The organism is Adlercreutzia mucosicola DSM 19490 (assembly GCF_000422625.1).
GTDB classification, from domain to species: Bacteria; Actinomycetota; Coriobacteriia; order Coriobacteriales; family Eggerthellaceae; genus Adlercreutzia; species Adlercreutzia mucosicola.
In genome coordinates this window covers 114,350-134,457 of record NZ_AUGK01000005.1, presented here as the reverse complement: position 1 = coordinate 134,457, position 20,108 = coordinate 114,350, and the positions used below count along the sequence as shown (strand labels likewise).

Genomic DNA, 20,108 nt, shown 5'->3' with positions numbered 1-20,108 from the left:
AGTGCTCGATGGATCATCGGAGTGGGGGCCGCGTTCGGCAGGTGCTGTGCGTCGCCGTGGTCGCGTTGCTGACTCTGGCGGGCGTGCCCGGGGCTGCGATTCCGCAGGCTGTGGCGTCGCCTGCTTCCGATGGTGCCGCCCGTGCCGCTCAGGAGCGCGCGACTGACCCTGCGGACTTGGGATATCTTCCCGGTGAGATCGTCGTAATCTACGATCGCGAGGCCACCGAGGCCCAGAAGGACGCCGCGGCCCAAACGGTCGAGGGGGAGAATTCCGCTCCCCAGGCCGAGTTCGACATGGGCACGGTGACCACGGTGGAGATATCGGATGATCTGACGGTGCAGGAGGCGGCCGCTCTCATCGAGGATGATCCTGCCGTGCGGTGCGCGATGCCCAATTACGTGGCCGCCTTATTCGACGACCCAGCCCCCGCAACGGCGACCGCATCCGACGACAAGTATCGCCGCGAGCAATGGTATCTCGATTATGTGAAGGTCCCCGAGGCCTGGGAGGCGCTGGCAAACCGTCCGTCGGCGGCGCGCACCAAGGTGGCCGTGATCGACACGGGGGCGTCGCTTACCCATCCTGATCTGCGCCGCATCGTCAATAAGCCCGAGAGCATCGAGGTGCGTCATCCCGACAATCCCACGAGCGCCGACGACTGGTGGGAGGCTCCCCTGCGCGGCGACGGTTACACCAATGGCAGCGCCGCCATCAACGAGTTCTCCAGCCACGGCACCCATGTGTCGGGTATCGTCGCCGCCGAGGCCGGCAACGGGGGAGTTGAGGGCGTCGCCAGTGCAGCAGGCACCCTCCATCAAAACAAGCTCGTCGATCTGGTGGTCATCGACGCCTTCTCGTTGCTGCGTCAGCAGTCGGATGGCACCTACGTGGCCAATGCCGTCTTCGAGGATCTCATATTCGCCCTGGAATACGCCCGGGACCACGGTTGCACGGTCGTCAACATGAGTCTTGGCTTTACCGTGACGGATCAACGCCTTACCCGCACATTCGAACAGCTCACGACAGAGCTGACTCGGAAGAACAATATGCTCATCGTGGCTGCGGCTGGCAACGAGGGCGCCAACAAGCCCACTATTCCCGCGCGCTGCAGCAATGTCATAGGGGTGACCAGCGTATCGGATCTCTCCGTTCCCTATACGAGTGAGAAGACGCGGGCTTTGGCCCAGCAGACTTGGACGGTGGGAACGACGACGCGCTCGTACTTCTCCAACTACGGTACGTGGTGCGATATCGCGGCTCCCGGCGAGGGCGTGCTCAGCTCCGTGCTCGTCAACGGCACCCGCGACGACTACAACGTCATGAGCGGCACGTCCATGGCGTGCCCCGTGGTGACGGGTGTCGCGGCCCTGGTGCGCAGTGCCAATCCGCGGCTGTCGGCCACCCAGGTGCGCGCCGTGCTGCTGGATACGGCCACGAATTTGGGCCAGCCCCTCTACACGGGCCGCGGTGTGGTGAATGCCGGGGCCGCCGTCGATCGTGCCCTTGCCACCACCGGTGCCGCTGCGCCTGATCCCGTTCCGGCCCCGCCGGCACCGCCCGCAGGCGCGTGGAGGCACGACGGGCGCGGCTGGTGGTATCAGCTGTCCGGCGGCGGTTATCCGGCCGCATCGTGGCGTCTGATCGACGGCGCGTGGTACTACTTCGATGGCGCGGGCTATATGCGAACGGGCTGGCTCAATGCGGGCGGCACCTGGTACTACCTGCACGGCAGCGGCGCCATGGCCACGGGCTGGCAGTGGATCGGGGGCGCGTGGTACTACCTGTACCCCGACACGGGCGCCATGGCCACCGGCTGGAACTACATCGACGGCGCCTGGTACTACCTCACCGGTTCGGGCGCCATGGCCACGGGTTGGCAGCGCCTGGGCGGTACGTGGTACTACCTGCACGGCAGCGGTGCCATGGCCACCGGCTGGCAGTGGATCGGGGGCGCGTGGTACTATCTGCACGGCTCCGGCGCCATGGCCACGGGGTGGTGCCTCGTCGACGGCGCCTGGTACTATCTGGACGGCTCCGGCGCCATGGCCGCCAATCGCTGGATCGGAAACTACTACGTGACTGGCTCCGGCGCTATGGCCACCAATACCTGGATCGGCCGCTACCACGTGAACGAAGACGGCCTGTGGGATCAGACTTGGTAGGAGCGTTGTTTTGGGTAAGACCATATGCATATTCTCGGCCTTGTACTATCCGAATATCGGAGGCGCGGAAGTCTACACCGATCACCTGGCCGAGGCGCTTGCGCTGCGGAGCCATCGCGTTTTTATCGTAACGTCGAACGTGTTCGATCTTCCGGAGCGAGAGCGTCTTGCCAACGGTGCTGACATCGTCAGGCTCCCTTGCTTTAATCTGGTGGGCGGCCGCTATCCGTTCCCGCGCAAGAACAAGTCCTACCGAAGGCTGATCGACGACCTGGCGGCCGAGTCCGTCGACTATGTTGTGGTGAACACGCGATTCTACGGTCACACCCTGGAGGGGCTTCGGTTCGCTCGGCGCAAGGGCGTATCACCCGTGGTGATCGATCATGGATCGGCTCATCTGACCTTCGGCTCGCCGGTCCTCGACCCTATAGTCGAGTGGTACGAACATGGGATTACCGCGGTGGTCAAGCGCTTCTCTCCCGCGTTCTATGGCGTATCGCAAAAAAGTTGCGCATGGCTGAGGCATTTTGCCATTCAGCCGCAGGGCGTTCTCAATAACTCCATTGATGCTGCTTCGTTTCGCGAAAACGCATCGACGCGAGACTTTCGCGAGGAACTGGGACTTTCTGGGGCAGATACCATTGTCTCATTCACGGGGCGATTCGTTCCGGAAAAGGGCATTCGGGTGCTTTCGGAAGTGGCCACCCTCTTGGAGGACCGGATGGACATCTGGTTTCTTTTTGCCGGTGACGGCCCTTTGCGCAAGGAATTGGAGGACAATCATCCCAACATCAAGGTGCTCGGGCGCTTGGCGCCGCCTGACGTCTCCGCACTTCTCCGAGCCTCCGATTTATTTTGCCTGCCTTCGAGGTCCGAGGGTTTTTCCACTTCACTCCTCGAATGTGCTGCCTGGGGAGTTGTGCCCTTGGCGACGGACGTGGGAGGTGCGCGCGAACTGATGCCGTCTAATGACTATGGCGTCATATTGACGGAGCCCGATGCTCGCGTCATCGCTGACTGGGTGGAGCATTTCGCAGAACACGGCGAAGACCGTTCTCGTTGCGGATGCGCCCTTCGGCAGAGAGTGGAGGCGGAGTTCTCGTGGGACTCTACAGCGCAGAGGGTCCTTCGCGCCTGCAAACAGGCGCAGGTAGACGCCTTGGACTGAGAAAGGAATGCTATGGGTATGGTGTCCCTCACCATAGATGATATGAAGCAGATCGAATTAGAGATTTTCGATGAGATACATCGTATCTGCATTGAGCACGACCTACGATACTTTATGGCCTATGGCACCTTGCTAGGTGCGGTGCGCCATGGTGGCTTCATACCGTGGGATGACGATATGGACGCCCTTATGTTCCGGGCTGACTATGAACGATTTGCTGAGAATTTCGATCAATGGCGCTCTTCGTCTCGTTTTGCCCTTGCCTCTTATCGGCACGGGGGAGCGTTTTATCCCTTTTTGAAGGTGGTCGATACGACAACGGCGGTTCTCGAGAACTTCGTTCGCAAAGATCGAGATGTGGGGGTGTGGGTAGACATCTTCCCTTATGATGAGGTAGACCCGAACGATGGCGCCCTCTTTCGAAAACGTGCGCGAGCGAACTTGATGTACAATTTCATTGTTGCCGACCCCGCGGTCGGCTCAAATGCCCTGGCGAAGCTTGCCAAGCGCATCGTGTGTCCTCTTGTGGGCCGCAGCGACCCACGGAAATATGCCGGCATTATCGACTCCCTTTCTCGGGAAGCCTGCCCTTCCGGATCTTCCTTTGTGGCCGATGTCGTGGCTCAGGGGGATAGTGCCCATGTTTTCCCCAAAACGTTATTCGAGCCTGTGGAGATGCCATTCGAGGATCGCGTATACCTTGCCCCCAGCGGGTATCGTGAGTTTTTGAACATCCAATACGGCGATTGGGAGACGCCTCCGTCTTCCGATGACCGGGCGGTGCACACCTGCGAGGCCTATCGTCTATGCTAGTGGCAGACAAAAGGGGGGCTGACTACCCGCCTCTTTCGGCTCGCGCCAATATGTTGTGGAACTCGGCGGGGTCGATCGTCTACCTGGCCTGCCAATGGATGGTCACCATATTGGTAGTACGCCTTTCCTCGAGCTACGATGCGGCGGGTTTGCTGTCGCTTGCCATGTCGGTGGTGGGCACCTTTGCGACGTTTGCAAACTACAAGATGGGAACCTACCAGGTTTCGGATATTAAGCGCGAGAACAGCACGACGGAGTATCTGGGATTCCGGTTGATCACCCTAGGGATGGCCTTTGTTGGCTGCATGGCATATGCGCTCATCACCTGTCCACTGGGTTCGCTGCTCCCTATCGTTCTGTATTTCATCTTCAAGGCGGTGGGGCTCGTCATCGATATCCTCCACGGCCTCGATCAGCTGAATCGTCGCATGGACTTCATAGGGAAGTCCTTCATACTGCAGGGTTTTTCAACTCTTGCTGCATTTGTTCTCGTCTTTTGGCTCACCCAAAGCCTCAATTGGGCGATTGTTTCCATGACCGTTGCAGTATTGGGAGTTCTGGTTCTGTTCGACGTTCCCCATTCGCGTGCCTTTGAGCAGTATGGCGTGCGTATTACGATCAAAAAAGCAGTCTACTTGCTCAAGCGCTCATTTTCAGCGGTGCTTGCCGGTGCTGCGGGCAGTGCTTTGTTCGCCGTGCCGAAACAGTATCTGCTTGCCAGGATGGGCGATGCAGCGCTGGGCATCTACTCCTCGGTGGCTGCTCCGGCGCTCATAGTGCAAATGGGCGCGACATATCTGTATGTGCCCCTGCTCGATGTGTTTCCCCGCTATTACCTGGAGGGGAACAAGGGTGCTTTCTTGAAATTGCTTGCGCGGACGGTTGCGGCCATTCTCTTGGTGGGCGCCTTGTGCTACGGATTGTTCGGCCTCATTGGCGAATGGGCACTGCTTCTTCTGTTTGGCGAGAGTATCGCTCCTTATGCCTACTTGTTGCAGCCTGTCATTATCGCATCGATTGCCACGGCATTTCTGTGGTTCTTTGGCGATCTGCTTATTACCGTTCGGTGCTTCAAGGGTAATTTTTGGGGGAATATCGTTGCCTTTGCTGCCATTATTCCCTTGAGTGTCTTCTGTGTTGATCAGTGGGGTATGAACGGCGTGTCCTTCGCGGGTGCCATAGCCAGCCTCATAGGCGCTTTGGTAATGCTGTTCTTCCTTGCGAAGAGTGTCAAGGATATCCCGACTTCGCAAAATGCGGTAGAGGATGATGAAAATGATATCACGGGCAAATGAAATGACGGGCGCTAAAGAGCCCCTGCGCGTACTTCAGGTTATCGGTGCGATGGATCGGGCCGGTGCTGAGACCATGATCATGAATCTGTATCGCGCCATTGACCGGCAGAGAGTCCAATTTGATTTTCTGGTGCACGAGATGCGAGAGTGCGATTATGATGGGGAAATTGAAGAGCTGGGGGGGAGGATCTATCGGCTTCCCCGGTTTAATGGAGTCAATGCACTAACCTACGCGGGCGGTGCGCGCAGCCTTATTGCATCTCATCCCGAATGGCGCGTTGTCCACGGGCATATTGGCAGCAGCGCTGCCCTATATTTGACGGCAGCGAAGAAAGAAGGGCGGGCCGCCGTTGCCCACAGCCATGCGCAGCATTTTCCCCTCTCTGTGGGTCAGCTGGGATTTAGGGCGGTGTCTTATCCGACGCGCTTTGTGGCCGATGAGTTCCTCGCGTGTTCGAGGCAGGCGGGGATCGATCGGTTTGGCACCAAAGTGGTGGAGGGGGATAGGTTTCATGTTCTGAAAAACGGCATTGACGTCGAGCGGTATGAATGCAGTCTTGCTCAGCGTTGTGCGGCAAAACGTGCGTTTGGATGGGGGGAAGGGCCGGTAATAGGCCACGTGGGGCGTTTGACCCCCGTAAAGAACCACGAGTTTCTGCTCAAGGTGTTCTCGAACATACGCCAGCGCAGACCGGGGGCCAAGCTCGTACTTGTGGGCCGCGGCGAGTGTGAGCCCGAGTTAAGGGCGCTGGCGTCTCGTCTTGGAATGGAGGGGAGCGTCGTGTTCTACGGCATGACCGATGATGTGGCGAGCGTTCTGAAGGCATTCGATGCGTTTGTGTTTCCGTCGTATAAGGAGGGGCTTGGGATGGCGGCGGTAGAAGCCCAGGCTGCCGGAGTGCCCGTTGTGCTTTCCGAGGGGGTGTCTCCCGAGGCTGTCATCTCCTCTCGGGCGGTTCGCTTGCCCCTTTCTGCGGGTACTGAAGTGTGGGCCGATACAGCTCTCGCGTTCATGGAGGATGAACCTGATCGCCTGGCTTCCGCTGAGCAGGTTCGTCAGAGCGGTTTTGATGTCGCCGACTCGGCCGCATGGCTCTCTGACTTCTACGAGCGCCTGGCCGCCTTCTCTCGCTAATGGATCGAAACGGCTCTGCGGCGATGATGGGGCGTCTTATGCGCTATACTTGCTGATGCATCATACGCAGCGATTTTTGGGGGTCCGTTGAAAGTTCTGGCCATTGTTCCCGCCTATAATGAAGAGGACAATATCGTTTCCACGATAGAGGATTTGCAGCGCAACGCGCCCGGCGTTGACCACATCATCATCAATGACGGCTCTTCGGACGCGACTGAGGCGATATGCCGTGCGCACGGGTTCAATATCATCACGCTGCCCATGAATCTGGGCTTAGCCGGGGGATTTCAGACGGGGATGAAGTACGCCTTCCAGCGGGGTTACGACTATGCCGTGCAGTTCGATGCCGATGGTCAGCACTCGGCCGCCTATATCATGCCCATGGTGGAGCAAGCGGAGCGGGACGGGTCCGATATCATCATCGGCTCGCGGTTCTGCGCCCAGAAAAAGCCCGTGTCTGCACGTATGGCGGGCTCGGCGCTCATTACGGCCATGATTCGCTTGACGACGGGGCAGAAAGTGCAGGACCCCACGTCGGGCATGCGCCTGTTCGATCGCGACATGATTCGCCAGTTCGCCCACAACTACGACTTCAGCCCCGAGCCGGATACTATGGCCCTGTGCATTCGCAATGGGTACCGCGTGTCCGAGATGCAGGTGGAAATGCGCGATCGCGTTGCCGGTGAGAGCTATCTGAACTTCACGAAATCAGTTGCCTACATGCTGCGCGTGTGCATTTCCATCATGTTCGTTCAGTGGTTCCGAAAGAAGGGGAACTAGCATGTACTGGACTTTTCTTATTGCGGGGGTGATTTTCGCTCTGACCTATGTGGTGGTGAAGATTCGCCATCACCAACTTGCGACGGCCGATGCGGTGTTCTGGTTTCTCTTTGCTTTGATTCTGATCGTTATCGCCATATTCCCGCAGATCGTATTCTTTTTCTCGAATCTGCTGGGTTTCGAGTCCCCGGCCAATTTCGTGTTTCTCTGTCTGCTAGTCGTGGTTATCTATCGCCAGTTGTCGGCATCGGTGGAAAACGCCCGCCTGCGGACGAAGCTCACCCAACTCACCCAGTCGGTGGCCCTTTCCCAGGTATCCGACGAGGGCCAGGGGGATGCTTCCCGTTAGACCACATTGGTCGCGTGGGGTATGATCCCAAAGCGCCGAGAGAAAGACGAAGGACCCCGCATGCACTGATGCGGGGTCCTTCGTCTTAGGAAGTCGGGATGCGCTTACCAGACGTAGACGCGGGTGTTGCCCGGGATGTTGTTGTAGATCCACTGGGCATTCCACACATCAAGGCGAACGCAGCCGTGGGACAGCGGGATGCCCAGACGGCCGTCCATAATCCAGGTGGGGGAGGATGTTTGGTGGTAGAGCACCGAGTGGAACAGGTAGTTCCCGTAGAACTGTGTGTAATAGAAGCAGCGGGCGTTCTTGGAATCGAAATAGTATCCGCGGCTGCCTACCGAGAAGCGGCCCTTCACCGTGGGCGTGGAAGCCTTGCCCGGGGAGCAGTCCCAAAGGTGCTGCAGCTGCCAGTTCCACTGAGAGCCCCAGAAGACGGCCACCTTGCAGCGGGCGGTGTCGACGAGGATGAGCCAGTTGGTCGCGCTCCACTCGGGCTGGGCCCAGGCGGCGAACATACCTGCCAGATCGGTGCTGCCCTGCCAGACGCCCGAGCCGTCGAATTGATGGTACTCGTTACCGATGGTGCGGGAACCCGTGACCATGGCGCCCGAGCCGTCGAGGTAGTACCAGCTATCGCCGAGCTGGAGCCAGCCCGTGGCCATGACGCCGGAATCGGGGAAGAGGTAGTACCAGGCGCTGCCCACCGACTGCCAGCCCGTGGCCATGGCACCCGATCCGTGCAGGTAGTACCAGGCCCCGTTGGCCCACTGCCACCCCGTCTTCATAGCTCCCGAATTGCCGAGGAGGTACCAGGTGCCGTCGATCTGCACCCAACCCGCAGCCATGACACCGGTGTCGGGGTAGAGATAGTACCACGAGCCGCCCACCGACTGCCAGCCCGTGGCCATGGCGCCCGATCCGTGCAGGTAGTACCAGGCCCCGTTGGCCCACTGCCATCCCGTCTGCATGGCGCCCGACCAGCTGAGGAGGTACCAGGTGCCGTCGATCTGCACCCAGCCCGCAGCCATGGCGCCGGTGTCGGGGTACAGGTAGTACCACGCGTTGCCGATCCACTGCCAGCCGTGGGCGCGCTCGCCGTTGGAGGCCAGGTAGTACCAGGCTCCGTCGATGAACTGCCAGCCCGTTTCCATGGCGCCGGAGCCGCCCAGGTAGTACCACGTGCCGTCGACCTGGGTCCAGTAGGTGGCCATGGCCCCGGTGTCGGGGTGCAGGTAGTACCAGGCCCCGTCGTACAGCCAGCCCGTTTGCGGGGTGCCATCGGCACGCCCGTAGTACCACTGGCCGTCCAGGTAATTCCACCCGCTGGCCAGGGCGGGCAGCGCCGGCGCTTGCGGCTGCGCCGGGGTGGCGGGGGCGTCGATCGGGTCGGCATCTTCGGCCGCAGCGTCGCGAGGCGCGGCGGCATCTGCGGGTGTCTGCTCGGTGACGCCGGCAGTCGGCTGAGCCGCTCCGATCGCCGCTTCCGGCCCCTCGGTGGTGGCCGTCACAGCTGCGGGGGCCACCTCGGTCTCGGCGGCCCAAGCCTGGCCGACGGCCGACAGGCCCGCAGCGGGGATGGTGCCCAGCGCCAACAGCGCCGCAAGGCCCACCTTGCACCATGATTGTCTGAGATGAACGTTGTGCATATCACTCTCCTCCGTAGGCGCGCTCGCGCGCGTCATCCTGCCTATCGCGTTTCTCCTTCTTCCGTTCGCGATGGTATCACATTTTGCCGACAATTAAAGGGGGCAGATGCGGTTGCATTCCGCTGTTGAACAGGAAAAAGGGGAATGTGGCCAGAGGGAGGTTTCGGGGCTTTTCGAGATTGCGAAGGCCCTGCGACCATGGTACCATGCAAAGACTTTAGTGACGATTGGGTTACGAATGTCAACCGAGTGCTTAAGGAAGGTAGAAATGAAGCAGAGAGCACTTCGATTGGTTCTGGCGTCTACGCTGGCACTTTCCCTCGTTCCGGCCCTGGCTTTCGCCGAGGCTGCGGGCGGGGCCTCCGGTGGCGAATACGCCGGCATCCCCGAGCCCGAGTACCAGGACACGACGGGTGAGCAGGCGAACAGCTTCCGCTTCACCGATGGTATCCCCGATAATGTGATCTACGAGGAAAATGAGAAACTGGCCGACGAGGGCATCCAGCTGTTCAGCGGCGCGTTCAGTGACGTCGGTGACAGCTACCGCTCCACCTGGTCGCGATCGAACGGCAAGGACACCTATACCTATCGCGAAACGCCGAATGGCGCCAATCAGATCGTTTCCGTGCCGGGCGTGCAGGAGATCGGCATCGACGTCTCTTACCACAACAACTCGAGCGGCTCGGGCTATCGGGCCATCGACTGGAACCAGGTGAAGGCCGACGGTATCACCTTCGCCATCATTCGCTGTGCTTACGGCAACGACACGCCGCGCCAGGACGACACGTGGTTCGCCCGGAACTACCGGGGCGCCAAAGCCGCGGGCTTGAAGGTGGGCGTGTACCTGTACTCCTACGCCACTCGTGAGTTGGGTCCCTCGTCTTCGGCCGAGGGCGAGGCGCGCCACGTGCTGCGGGTGCTCAAGGAGAACGGTATCGCTCCACAGGATCTGGATCTGCCGGTGTACTACGATATGGAGGACAAGTGCCAGGCGAGCCTCGACAAGGGGCTGCTCGGCGCCATGGCCAACCGCTTCTGCTCTATGGTGGCCAACGAGGGCTTCAAGGTGGGCATCTACGCGAATAAGGACTGGTGGGACAACCGCCTGACCGCGCCGGTGTTCTCCACCGATAACATGAAGAGGCAGGGCTGGGGCCGTTGGGTGGCGCGCTATCCCTACATCGCCCACCAGTGCGGCGTGGCCAACACCGACATCTGGCAGTTCACCTCCATCGGTCTGGTGAATGGAACGCCGCGCAAGTACTGCGACGTGAACTTCGCCTATACCACGGCCTTCCCGTTCTCGTCGGCCACCAGCTCGGGTTTGGCTGACACTCCCAGCTGGATTGCGCCGGAACCTTCGACGCGGTGGGTGCAGAGCGGGTCGACGTGGTACCTGCGCGACGCCAACGGCAACAACCTGACCGGCTGGCAGTGGGTCAACGGCGCCTGGTACTACATGAACGGCTCCGGCGTTATGCAGACCGGCTGGCTGAACCTGGACGGCACCTGGTACTACCTGAACGGCTCCGGCGCCATGCAGACGGGCTGGCAGTTGATCGGGGGCGCCTGGTACTACTTCCACGGCAGCGGCGCCATGGCCACGGGGTGGCTTGATCTAGGCGGCACCTGGTACTATCTGAGCTCCTCGGGCGCCATGGCCACCGGATGGCTCAACCTCGGTGACACCTGGTACTACCTGAATGGCTCGGGAGCAATGCAGACAGGCTGGCAGCTTGTGGGTGGCGCGTGGTACTATCTGAGCGGCTCCGGTGCCATGCAGACTGGTTGGCTCAACCTCGGAGGCACCTGGTACTACCTGCATGGTTCCGGTGCCATGGCCACGGAGTGGCTGAATCTGTGGGGTACTTGGTACTACCTCAATGGGAGCGGTGCCATGGTCACGGGATGGCTCAACCTCGGTGACGCCTGGTATTATCTGAACTCCTCGGGCGCCATGGCCACCGGATGGCTCAACCTCGGTGGCACCTGGTACTATCTTTACGGGTCCGGCGCCATGGCGGCGAGCTGCTGGATCGGCAATTATTATGTGGGCGGTTCTGGCGCCATGTTGACTGACACGTGGATCGGGCCCTACCACGTGAACTCCTCGGGGTTGTGGGACGCCACTCGCTAGGGAGACGGGCGCGATCGCCTCAATGCGAGGTGTTGTCGCAGGACCTCGCTGCCAGTTTGATCGACTGGCAGCGAGGTCTTTTTCTTTTAATCAATTGCATAAAAACGAATAACGTTGCAAATAATGAAACCGCTTCCAATGGCCGTCGCGCAACATCCTGTTACCGAAGTGTGATATTCTGGGATTGCTTGTCAGAGAATGCCTCCAGGTCGGAGGCGCTATGAGAAGGAGAGTGATGAGTATGGGTAATGTAATGTCCGAGCAGGCTCGGAGCTTCTCGTCGAAGTGGGTGAAGCTGTGGGCGTGCTGCATCGCTGTGGTCGCCGCGGTGGCCCTCTCGACGATGGGGCTGGGGGCCCAGGCTGCGTACGCCGATCAAGGCGCGCCGGTTGAGAGCCTGAACGTGTCTGCCCTCACGGTGGACGAGGACGTCGACGGTGACGAGCTGACTCCGGGCTACTGGATGCAGTCCAAGGGCGGCTGGTGGTTCGAGTACGAGGATGGCACCTACGCGGTGGGCTACCAGTACATCGAGACCAACGGCGAGGGCGAGTTCTACTACTTCGATCAGAACGGCTGGATGGTGACTGGTTGGCACTGGGGTTCCGAGTTTGTTGAACTGCTGTACGGCGGTTATATCCCCGAGGGCGTGTCGAGCTGGCTGTATTTCAAGGACGGCGGAGCGATGGCGTTCGGCTGGGAGAAGGTCGGCGGCACCTGGTACTACCTGGATCCCGACATGCTGGTCGGTTGGTGGGACATTGATGGTGCCTGGTACTTCATGAACGGCTCCGGCGCCATGGAGACCGGCTGGCTGAACCAGGGCGGCACCTGGTACTACCTGGCGGCCTCCGGCGCCATGCAGACCGGCTGGCAGTGGATCGGCGGTTCCTGGTACTACCTGGATCCCGAGACCGGTGCCATGGCCACCGGCTGGGCTGAGATCGACGGTACCTGGTACTACCTGAACGGCTCCGGCTCCATGGAGACCGGCTGGCTGAACCAGGGCGGCATCTGGTACTACCTGGCGGCCTCCGGCGCCATGCAGACTGGCTGGCAGTGGATCGGCAACGCCTGGTACTATCTCAACCCTGTTTCTGGCGCGATGGCCACGGGCTGGTTCGACGTAGACGGCACCTGGTATTACGCCAACGGCTCCGGTGCCATGCAGGCTAGCAAGTGGGTTGGCGACTATTACCTGACCGGTTCGGGCGCCATGGCCACCAATGCCTGGATTGGCAACTACTACGTCGGCGCTGACGGCAAGTGGATCCCGAACTACGATGAGAACGCTGTTACGGTGTATTGGGTGGACAATGGTACGGTGTACCACACCAGCCAGAATTGCACAACGCTGAAGCAGTCCGACAACATCAAGTCGGGCACCATTGCTGAGTCTGGCAAGGATCGCGCTTGCAGCGTATGCGCTCGCTAAGCGCGCTCGCTGAAAACGCTTAATCGCACAAACAAAGGCCCCCACAGCCGTAGCTGCGGGGGCCTTTCTCTTGGGTCAATGGAGGGGCGGGACAGGAGCGGCCCGCATCTTCTCACGCGGCCGCCCCTAGCGCTCTCCCTCTTCCTTACGCCTGCCCTTTCGTGCGGCTGAACAGCTCTTTCCAGTCGCAGGCGGCCAGGATGGTGCCGCACAGGATGGCAACACAGCAGATGATCTCCACGGGACCGGGCACGCTGCCCAGCAGGATGAGACCGAACAGCACGGCCCAGGCCGAATACGAGATGTTCAACGCCATGCCCTTCGCCGCGCCGATGGTGGCGATGCCCTTATAGTAGAACAGGTAGGAGGCGGTGCCGGCCAGGGCCGCCAGGGCCACCACGCCCACTCCGAAGGTGGGCAGGCTCGTCCAGGTGAACATCCAGGCGCCGAAGATGGGCAGGATCACGAAGAGGTACACGATCGCCGAGGTGGTCTCGCGAATCTGCAGGGCCGTCTCGTTGTCCACGGCGTCATCGCGCATGCCCCAGGCGCACAGCACCGCCTCGGAGCCCCAGCCGACTACGGTGACGATGGCGGCGATCAGACCTATGGTGGGATCGCCCACCACGGTGGTGTCGGCGGACAAATACCCCATGGCGATGATGCCGCCCAGGGCCACGAACAGCGCGATCAGACGCCCGGCCGTGATCTTCTCCTTCAGCAGCAGCACGGCCATGAGGGTGCCGAAGGCGGGGTAGAACGACGAGATGATGGCCGTGTAGCCCGCGCCGATGTTGTTGATGGCGATCACGTAGCCGGTCATGCCCAAAGGTCCGCCGAGCAGGGCGCCCAGCATGACCACCTTGCCGCTGCGGGTCTTTAGGGCCGCCAGCGTGTCCTTCAAGCGCCCGCGCACGCCCATGTACAGCAAGAGCCACAGGGCGCAGAACACATCATGGAGTGCCGAGCTGACGATGGCCCCCAGCGCGATGGCCTCGGCCGTTCCGATAAAGGGCACCATGGTCAGGGCAATGCCCAGAATCACCGTGTCCAAACCCCAAAGGCAGCCGCTCATAAGTCCGTATTTCATGGCCTATCCTTCCGTGTAAAAAGACTCGTCGTACCAGCGCAGCACTTTCCCCAGATATTTCTTCGCGTAGTTGTAGTAGATATAGAGCCACTCGCCCACGAAATCGCCCTCGGCCTCCTTCACGAGGCTCCAGACGTACCAGCACCAGCCGGCCAGGGCCACGTAGGCGAAGTTGTGGCGCACTTCCTCGAAGGTGGGCTTGCGGTCGAAATAATGTTCCAGCGCCCGCAGGGCCTCCTGCTCGCTGCACTCGCAGCACACCACATAGGTGCCGAAGTCGCTCGCGTAGTCGGCGAGCCCGGCGTACTCCCAGTCGATGAGGTAGAGGTGGTCGTCGCCGTCAATGAGGAAGTTCAGGTAGAAGAAATCGTTGTGGGTGAGGCAGATCGGCGCGCCGTCGCCGTCGGCGTACTCCTTCACGCGGCGGGCCGCCTCGGCCATCTCCCGGTAGCCGGGCACGTCGATAGGGCCCTTCTCGCGCAGCAGCTGCTCGTAGTGCAGGCTCTCGGTGTAGAAGTCGAACGTGTTGTCCACCGTGGCACCCGACTCGTGGATCATGCGTGCGATGGCCATGGCGCGGGCCACTTCCGCGTCGTTGCGCGGGTCGAGGTTGCGCGCCCCGCCGATGAAGCGCGAGATCTTCCAGCCGCGCTCGTCCTCGTGGATGAACGTGTCGTCGATGCCGAGGCCGTGGGCGATCTTCTGGGCGGCGGTCTCGCTCGTGCGGTCGATCATGGCCTCGGTGCCGATGCCGGGATGGCGGTACACGTACTCGCCGTCGGCGGTGGCGAAGTGGCACGAGAGGTTGGTGAGCCCCTGCTTCAGAGGGTACACGTCGTGGATCTCGCCCTTGGTGCAGCCGAGGGTGGCCACGATGTTGTCGAACACCTCCGAGTCGAGGTTCTCCAGGAACAGGGGGTCGAACGCGCGCACCTCGTCGAGGCTGTCGAACTCGAAGATGGTGCCGGCGGGGTAGCGGCGCGCCATCATGTCGAGGTCCTTGATTTGATCGAGGTAGATGTGCTCCCACAGCTTTTCGACGGTGGCCGGGTTGTCGTAGACGGCGTCGAGCAGCGGCACGTAGGCGGCGGAGAAGGCGCGGTCGAAGTAGACGTGTCCGATCATGTACCAGGCGTCGGTCCCGCCGATGGTGACGGCGGTGATGCGGTCGTGGGCGCCGGTGGTGACGCACCATTCGGCCGTGGGCCCTTCCGCATACTCCACCGCGTAGTAGGCCTTCCACACGTAGGGCTCGAAGGGGTTCTCGGTGAAGTAGTCGTCCGACGAGCAGATGTAGGTGTTGCCGAGGCGGTCCTCCACCCGCTTGATCGACGAGCTGTTGTTGCGCGAGGCGTAGTCGGGGTTCACCACGATGGACACCCCGAACTTGTCCTCCAGGTAGAAGAAGTACTCCTTCTTGTATCCCACCACCACAGTGATGTCAGTGATACCCGCGGCCAGCAGCTGCTCGATCTGGCGCTCGATGAGCACCTCGCCACGTACCTTCAAAAGCCCCTTGGGCTTCTCGTAGGAGATGGGGGCGAAGCGGGAGGACAGTCCCGCCGCCAAGATGACGGCATTGTCCACCTTGTAGGGAGCCAGGGCCGCGATGCCGCCCTCGGTGGGGCCGCCCTCCGCGATGAGGCCCTGGGCGGTCAGGGATTTCACCGTGCCGTTGACCGTGCCCAGGGAAAGCCCCGTGGTCTCGGCGATCTTGCGCTGCGCGCGATGGGGGTGCAACACGATTTCCCGTAGGACGAGGAACTCGTTCTTGCCCAGACTCATAATAATGATACCTCGATTCGCTCCAATGTTCATCTGAATATGTTTAGAGATACTAGCACATTAAAGTGTTCAGAAACATATTAGTTAGAAATAAAATTGAACAATGGGGAAGGGGAAAGGAGAACGGCGCCCTGTGGTGGGTGCCGTTGTGGATGGGGAGGGGTGAGAGAGAGGGGGGGGGCGGAGCCGAGGAGCGGGTGGGGGCGGTGGACCTCGGATCTGGGGTGTCGGCTGGGGCGAGCGGGCTGAAGCCCGCCCCTACGGGACGCGGGAGGGGGTGCGGTGCTGACCGATGCACTCGCGGCCCGATGGAGCACTGCTCGTGGGATCCTCTCTCCGCGACCTTAGTGGGTGTAGATGCCGCGATAGGGGTTGATGAACGTGTTGGTGAACTCGCGCAGACCGCCGTACCAGAACTTCTGAGCCGAGGCCCCCGATACGCCAGCCCAGGGGTCGACGAGGTAGACAGCGTCGGTTTCCGGATCGTAGCCGTCCACCACCATGAGGTGTCCCATAGAGCTGCGATGGCCGTTGTAGTAGCGGCCGTTGCCCTCCCAGGTATGCACCACCACGGGGTAGCCGGTGTCGAAGGAGCGCAGCACGGCGTCGCGCACCGTCTCATAGGAGGGATGGGGAATCGTGTAGTAGGCGTCCCAGCCGAGCCAGCGGTTGATGCCGCGCTCGAAGTCCCGCGTTTCCAGAAAGACGCCCGCGGGAGTGGCGCCCATGAAGCGCGCGACATTGTTGATGGTGAGCGGCGTTCCGTCGGCGGCGCCGAAGGCGCCCAGGTGTCGCAGTACCATATAGCCCGAAGTGGGGCCGCAGTAGTAGCTGTTTGGCTGGCCGGCCCATTGAATGTTCAGGAACCGTGCCGCCGAAGAATAGCCAGGGCCCGCGCTGTTCCACAGACCGTCGTTGCCGACGTAGTATTCCCCGATCCAGCGATTGGTGGCCATGGTGCCGTCGCCCATGAGGTAGTAGTCGCCCATCCACTGGTTCGCGACCATGGCCCCCGAGCCCTTCAGGTAGTACCAGATGCCGTCCAGGTCGATCCACCCCGTGGCCATGGCACCGGAGGCGGGCCACAGATAGTACCAGCTGCCGCCGAGATACTGCCAGCCCTCGGCCATGGCTCCCGAGCCGTTGAGGTAGTACCAGGTGCCCCCGAGCTGCTGCCAGCCGGTGAGCATGGCCCCCGAGCCGCTGAGGTAGTACCAGGTGCCGTCGACGCGCGCCCAGCCCTCGGCCATGGCGCCGGAGTCGGGCCACAAGTAGTACCAGCTGCCTCCGAGATATTGCCAGCCCTCGGCCATGGCTCCCGAGCTGTCGAGGTAGTACCAGGTGCCCCCGAGCTGCTGCCAGCCGGTGAGCATGGCCCCCGAGCCGCTCAGGTAGTACCAGGTGCCGTCAACCTGCGCCCAGCCCGTGGCCATGGCGCCGTCGCGGGTGGGGTCGAGGTAGTACCAGGAGCCCCTATCCCAGAGCCAGCCGACCCGCGACGTGCCGTCGGCGTTGCCGTAGTGCCAGGCGTCATCGTCAGTCAAGCTCCAACCCGCGGGCAGCCAGGGCGCGGGTTGCGCGGGCGCCGTGCCAGTGATCACCTCGGATGGCGGCGCCTCCGCGTCAGTTGCATCGGGCGCGGCCCAGGCGCTCGCAGGGGCGAGAAGGGTCAGGGCGCAGAGCGCGGCAATAGCGATGCGAACGGCATGGGGGGGGGGTCTGGCTGAAAGCGGTCATGAAGAATCTCATACGGTGTCTCCCCTAAGATAAGCGTGATATGCTTTCCAAGATACGGTACGGAGGTCGTGTTGTCAAGAGTTCCCCGTCGGGCTCTCGTTCTCCGCATCGCGCCTTCGTAGGGGCGGGCTTCAGCCCGCCCGCGACAGCGGCGCACCCGCGTCGCGGTGTTTCGCCGCTGTCCGTGTGAGCGACTCGCGGAAATACCGTGTAATCCCAGATAAACTGATACACTGTCAAGGTTAATTGAGCTGGGTATTTGAGGAGTTTTGAGAGCCTATGAGTTACGGAGTGCTTTCTGCGGGAAAGCGCGGGCGCCTTTGCGCGCTCGCCATCGTCATTGCTCTGGGAGCGATGTTGCTTGCCGTCATGCCCGTTGCGGCCCATGCGGCGACGGCGGGAACGGTGCGCATTCACGTGCTTCCCTTCGACAACACCGATGCGATCCTGGTGGAATGCGACGGTCGTTTCGGTATGGTGGATTCGGGTGAGGACAGCTCGTACCCCGATGGGTCCGACAGCCGCTATCCCGCGCGCCCCGGCATCACTCGGGGCCAGGGTATCGAGCATGCGGTGATCGCCTACATGAAGTCGCTGGGCGTGAACGCTGACAACTTCGATTTCTACATCGGCACGCATACGCACAGCGATCATATCGGCTCGGCCTCCGACATCATTCGCACGTTCCAGCCGCGCACGGTGTATACGCCCTACTACAGCGATCTGCTCATCTCCGACGGTTCTCGTCTGTGGGATAACCTCTATGTGTATGATCGTCTCTGTGCGGCGGTGGAATCCTACGACGGTCGCCTAGTGCACTATCTCGATCCTGCGTGGGAGGAGCCCGGTGAGGGCGACGGACCCGATGGGGGTGCCGGCGACGATCTCGATGGGGGCGACGGCGACGGCGACCTTGACGGCGACGACGACCCGCGCGCCGACCATACGGGCTCGCCCTATCTGACGCTGGGAAGCGCCGCGGTGGAGATTCTCAACTACGATGACGCGAACACCGACTACATCGCCTACCGCGTTCCCGATGCGAACTTCTTCTCTTACGGGGTGAAGGTGACGGCGCCCAACGGCCGTATCGCGTTTCTGGCGGGGGACATCAACAACTACGCCAACGACTGGACCGTGGGCAACGGCGATGAGGCCAAGCTGGCCCGCACCCTACGCAACGTCGATTTTCTGAAGTTGGGACACCATGGGCACGTGGGGTCGAACACCCCGGCCTACCTGCGCGCGATTCTGCGCCCGGTGGTTGGTAACGTTCGCCCCGTGGCGGTGCAGACCGGTGCCTACCAGCTGATGCCTGCCGAGACGGTGCAGGCGCTCCATCGTCTGGGCGTGCGCCACTTCAATGCGACCTACGCAGCCCAGCTGGGCCAGAGCGCTTTCGTGGCGACCTTGGGCGACAAGGGCGTGACGACTAATGTGGACGGTAACCGCTGGATTCAGCAGCAGCGCAACGCGGCCCCGTGGGCGTTCTTCTACAACAACGGCGTCCCGCTGACGAACAAGAGCGGCTGGGTGGCTATCAACGGCACGTGGTACTTCCTCGAGCCCGGTGGCGCCGTGGCCATGGGTTGGAAGGACGTGGGGGGCACCTGGTACCATCTCGACTGGTCCGACGGCTCCATGAACACCGGTTGGCTCCACGAGGGAGCGAGCCACTATTACCTGAACGGCGACGGTTCTATGCACGTGGGCGCGGGCTGGGAGCGCATCGGGAACGCGTGGTACTACTATGCCGACCAGAGCGGCGCGGTGAAGACGGGCTGGCTTCAAGATGGCCAATCGTGGTACTACCTTGATCCCGACAGCGGCGCCATGGCCACCGGCTGGGTCGAGGTCGGCGGCACCTGGTACTACCTGAATGGCTCCGGCGTGATGCAGACGGGCTGGCAGCAAATCGGTGACACCTGGTACTACCTCAACGGCTCGGGTGCTATGGCCACCGGCTGGCTTGCCGTGGGCGGCACCTGGTACTACTTCCACGATTCCGGCGCCATGGCCACCGGCTGGGCACAGGTTGACGGCACCTGGTACTACCTGAGCGGTTCGGGCGCCATGCTCACCGGCTGGCAGTCCATCGGAGGTGCCTGGTACTACCTCGACGGCTCGGGCGCCATGGCTACCGGCTGGCTTGCGGTGGGCGGCACCTGGTACTACTTCCACGATTCCGGCGCCATGGCCACCGGCTGGGTCGAGGTCGGCGGCACCTGGTACTACCTTAAGGGCTCTGGCGCCATGGCCACGGGCTGGCAGTCCATCGGCGGTACCTGGTACTACCTCGACGGCTCGGGCGCCATGGCTACCGGCTGGCTTGCGGTGGGCGGCACCTGGTACTACTTCCACGATTCCGGCGCCATGGCCACCGGCTGGGTCGAGGTCGACGGCACCTGGTATTACCTGCGCGACTCCGGCGCCATGGCCGCTGAATGCTGGGTCGGCAACTACTATCTGCTGGAATCGGGCGCCATGGCCACCGATCAGTGGATTGGCGAGTGCTACGTCGGCAGCGACGGCCTGTGGGACGCGACGCGGTAGGCGCTATGGCGTAGCGG

General features: G+C 61.8%; 14 protein-coding genes. 10 read left to right on the top strand and 4 right to left on the bottom strand.

The features are described from left to right. Positions 1-8 precede the first annotated feature (8 nt). The 7 genes from G503_RS16550 to G503_RS0103245 all read left to right on the top strand — a co-directional run bounded on the left by G503_RS16550 (position 9) and on the right by G503_RS0103245 (position 7,705). A complete protein-coding gene (locus G503_RS16550) occupies positions 9-2,165 on the top strand; it encodes a S8 family serine peptidase (RefSeq protein ID WP_051190861.1) in 2,157 nt (718 codons plus the stop codon). Between the two features lie 10 nt (positions 2,166-2,175). Further along, on the top strand, positions 2,176-3,333 hold the full coding sequence (locus G503_RS0103270) for a glycosyltransferase family 4 protein (protein ID WP_035021609.1): 1,158 nt from the start codon (positions 2,176-2,178) through the stop codon (positions 3,331-3,333). Positions 3,334-3,345: 12 nt separating this feature from the next. Next, positions 3,346-4,146 (top strand): LicD family protein, encoded by an 801-nt coding sequence (locus G503_RS0103265; protein ID WP_235715480.1) that lies wholly within the window; start codon positions 3,346-3,348, stop codon positions 4,144-4,146. Further along, positions 4,140-5,441: a lipopolysaccharide biosynthesis protein gene (locus tag G503_RS13415; RefSeq protein WP_051190860.1), complete on the top strand. Its 1,302-nt coding sequence runs from the start codon at positions 4,140-4,142 to the stop codon at positions 5,439-5,441. Before G503_RS0103265 ends, G503_RS13415 begins: the two co-directional genes overlap by 7 nt. After that, a complete protein-coding gene (locus G503_RS0103255) occupies positions 5,413-6,576 on the top strand; it encodes a glycosyltransferase (protein ID WP_235715479.1) in 1,164 nt (387 codons plus the stop codon). Before G503_RS13415 ends, G503_RS0103255 begins: the two co-directional genes overlap by 29 nt. An 87-nt stretch (positions 6,577-6,663) precedes the next feature. Further along, positions 6,664-7,356 carry a glycosyltransferase family 2 protein gene (locus G503_RS0103250; RefSeq protein WP_028026456.1) on the top strand — a complete coding sequence of 231 codons (693 nt, stop codon included), beginning with the start codon at positions 6,664-6,666 and terminating at the stop codon, positions 7,354-7,356. Between the two features lies 1 nt (position 7,357). Next, positions 7,358-7,705 carry a DUF2304 domain-containing protein gene (locus G503_RS0103245; protein WP_051190858.1) on the top strand — a complete coding sequence of 116 codons (348 nt, stop codon included), beginning with the start codon at positions 7,358-7,360 and terminating at the stop codon, positions 7,703-7,705. A 104-nt stretch (positions 7,706-7,809) separates the two neighbouring features. Here G503_RS0103245 and G503_RS13410 read toward each other — a convergent pair whose 3' ends face one another. Beyond that, positions 7,810-9,354: a L,D-transpeptidase family protein gene (locus G503_RS13410; RefSeq protein ID WP_051190857.1), complete on the bottom strand. Its 1,545-nt coding sequence runs from the start codon at positions 9,352-9,354 to the stop codon at positions 7,810-7,812. 268 nt (positions 9,355-9,622) lie between these two features. Between G503_RS13410 and G503_RS16545 the strand changes: the two genes are divergently transcribed. Further along, positions 9,623-11,491: a GH25 family lysozyme gene (locus tag G503_RS16545; protein WP_202805156.1), complete on the top strand. Its 1,869-nt coding sequence runs from the start codon at positions 9,623-9,625 to the stop codon at positions 11,489-11,491. Positions 11,492-11,732: 241 nt separating this feature from the next. Then, positions 11,733-12,926: an N-acetylmuramoyl-L-alanine amidase family protein gene (locus G503_RS13400; protein ID WP_202805155.1), complete on the top strand. Its 1,194-nt coding sequence runs from the start codon at positions 11,733-11,735 to the stop codon at positions 12,924-12,926. A 145-nt stretch (positions 12,927-13,071) separates the two neighbouring features. On the opposite strand, the gene G503_RS0103225 is transcribed toward G503_RS13400, so the two are convergent. The 3 genes from G503_RS0103225 to G503_RS15455 all read right to left on the bottom strand — a co-directional run bounded on the left by G503_RS0103225 (position 13,072) and on the right by G503_RS15455 (position 17,345). Next, positions 13,072-14,016 carry a DMT family transporter gene (locus G503_RS0103225; RefSeq protein WP_028026454.1) on the bottom strand — a complete coding sequence of 315 codons (945 nt, stop codon included), beginning with the start codon at positions 14,014-14,016 and terminating at the stop codon, positions 13,072-13,074. A gap of 3 nt (positions 14,017-14,019) precedes the next feature. After that, positions 14,020-15,801, bottom strand: a complete 1,782-nt coding sequence (locus G503_RS0103220) for an NTP transferase domain-containing protein (RefSeq protein ID WP_028026453.1) — start codon at positions 15,799-15,801, stop codon at positions 14,020-14,022. Between the two features lie 344 nt (positions 15,802-16,145). After that, positions 16,146-17,345, bottom strand: a complete 1,200-nt coding sequence (locus G503_RS15455) for a C39 family peptidase (RefSeq protein WP_156891894.1) — start codon at positions 17,343-17,345, stop codon at positions 16,146-16,148. 472 nt (positions 17,346-17,817) lie between these two features. On the opposite strand from G503_RS15455, the gene G503_RS15450 reads away from it, so the two are divergent. After that, complete coding sequence (locus G503_RS15450; RefSeq protein ID WP_051190854.1) at positions 17,818-20,091, top strand: MBL fold metallo-hydrolase; 2,274 nt, start codon at positions 17,818-17,820, stop codon at positions 20,089-20,091. Positions 20,092-20,108 lie beyond the last annotated feature (17 nt).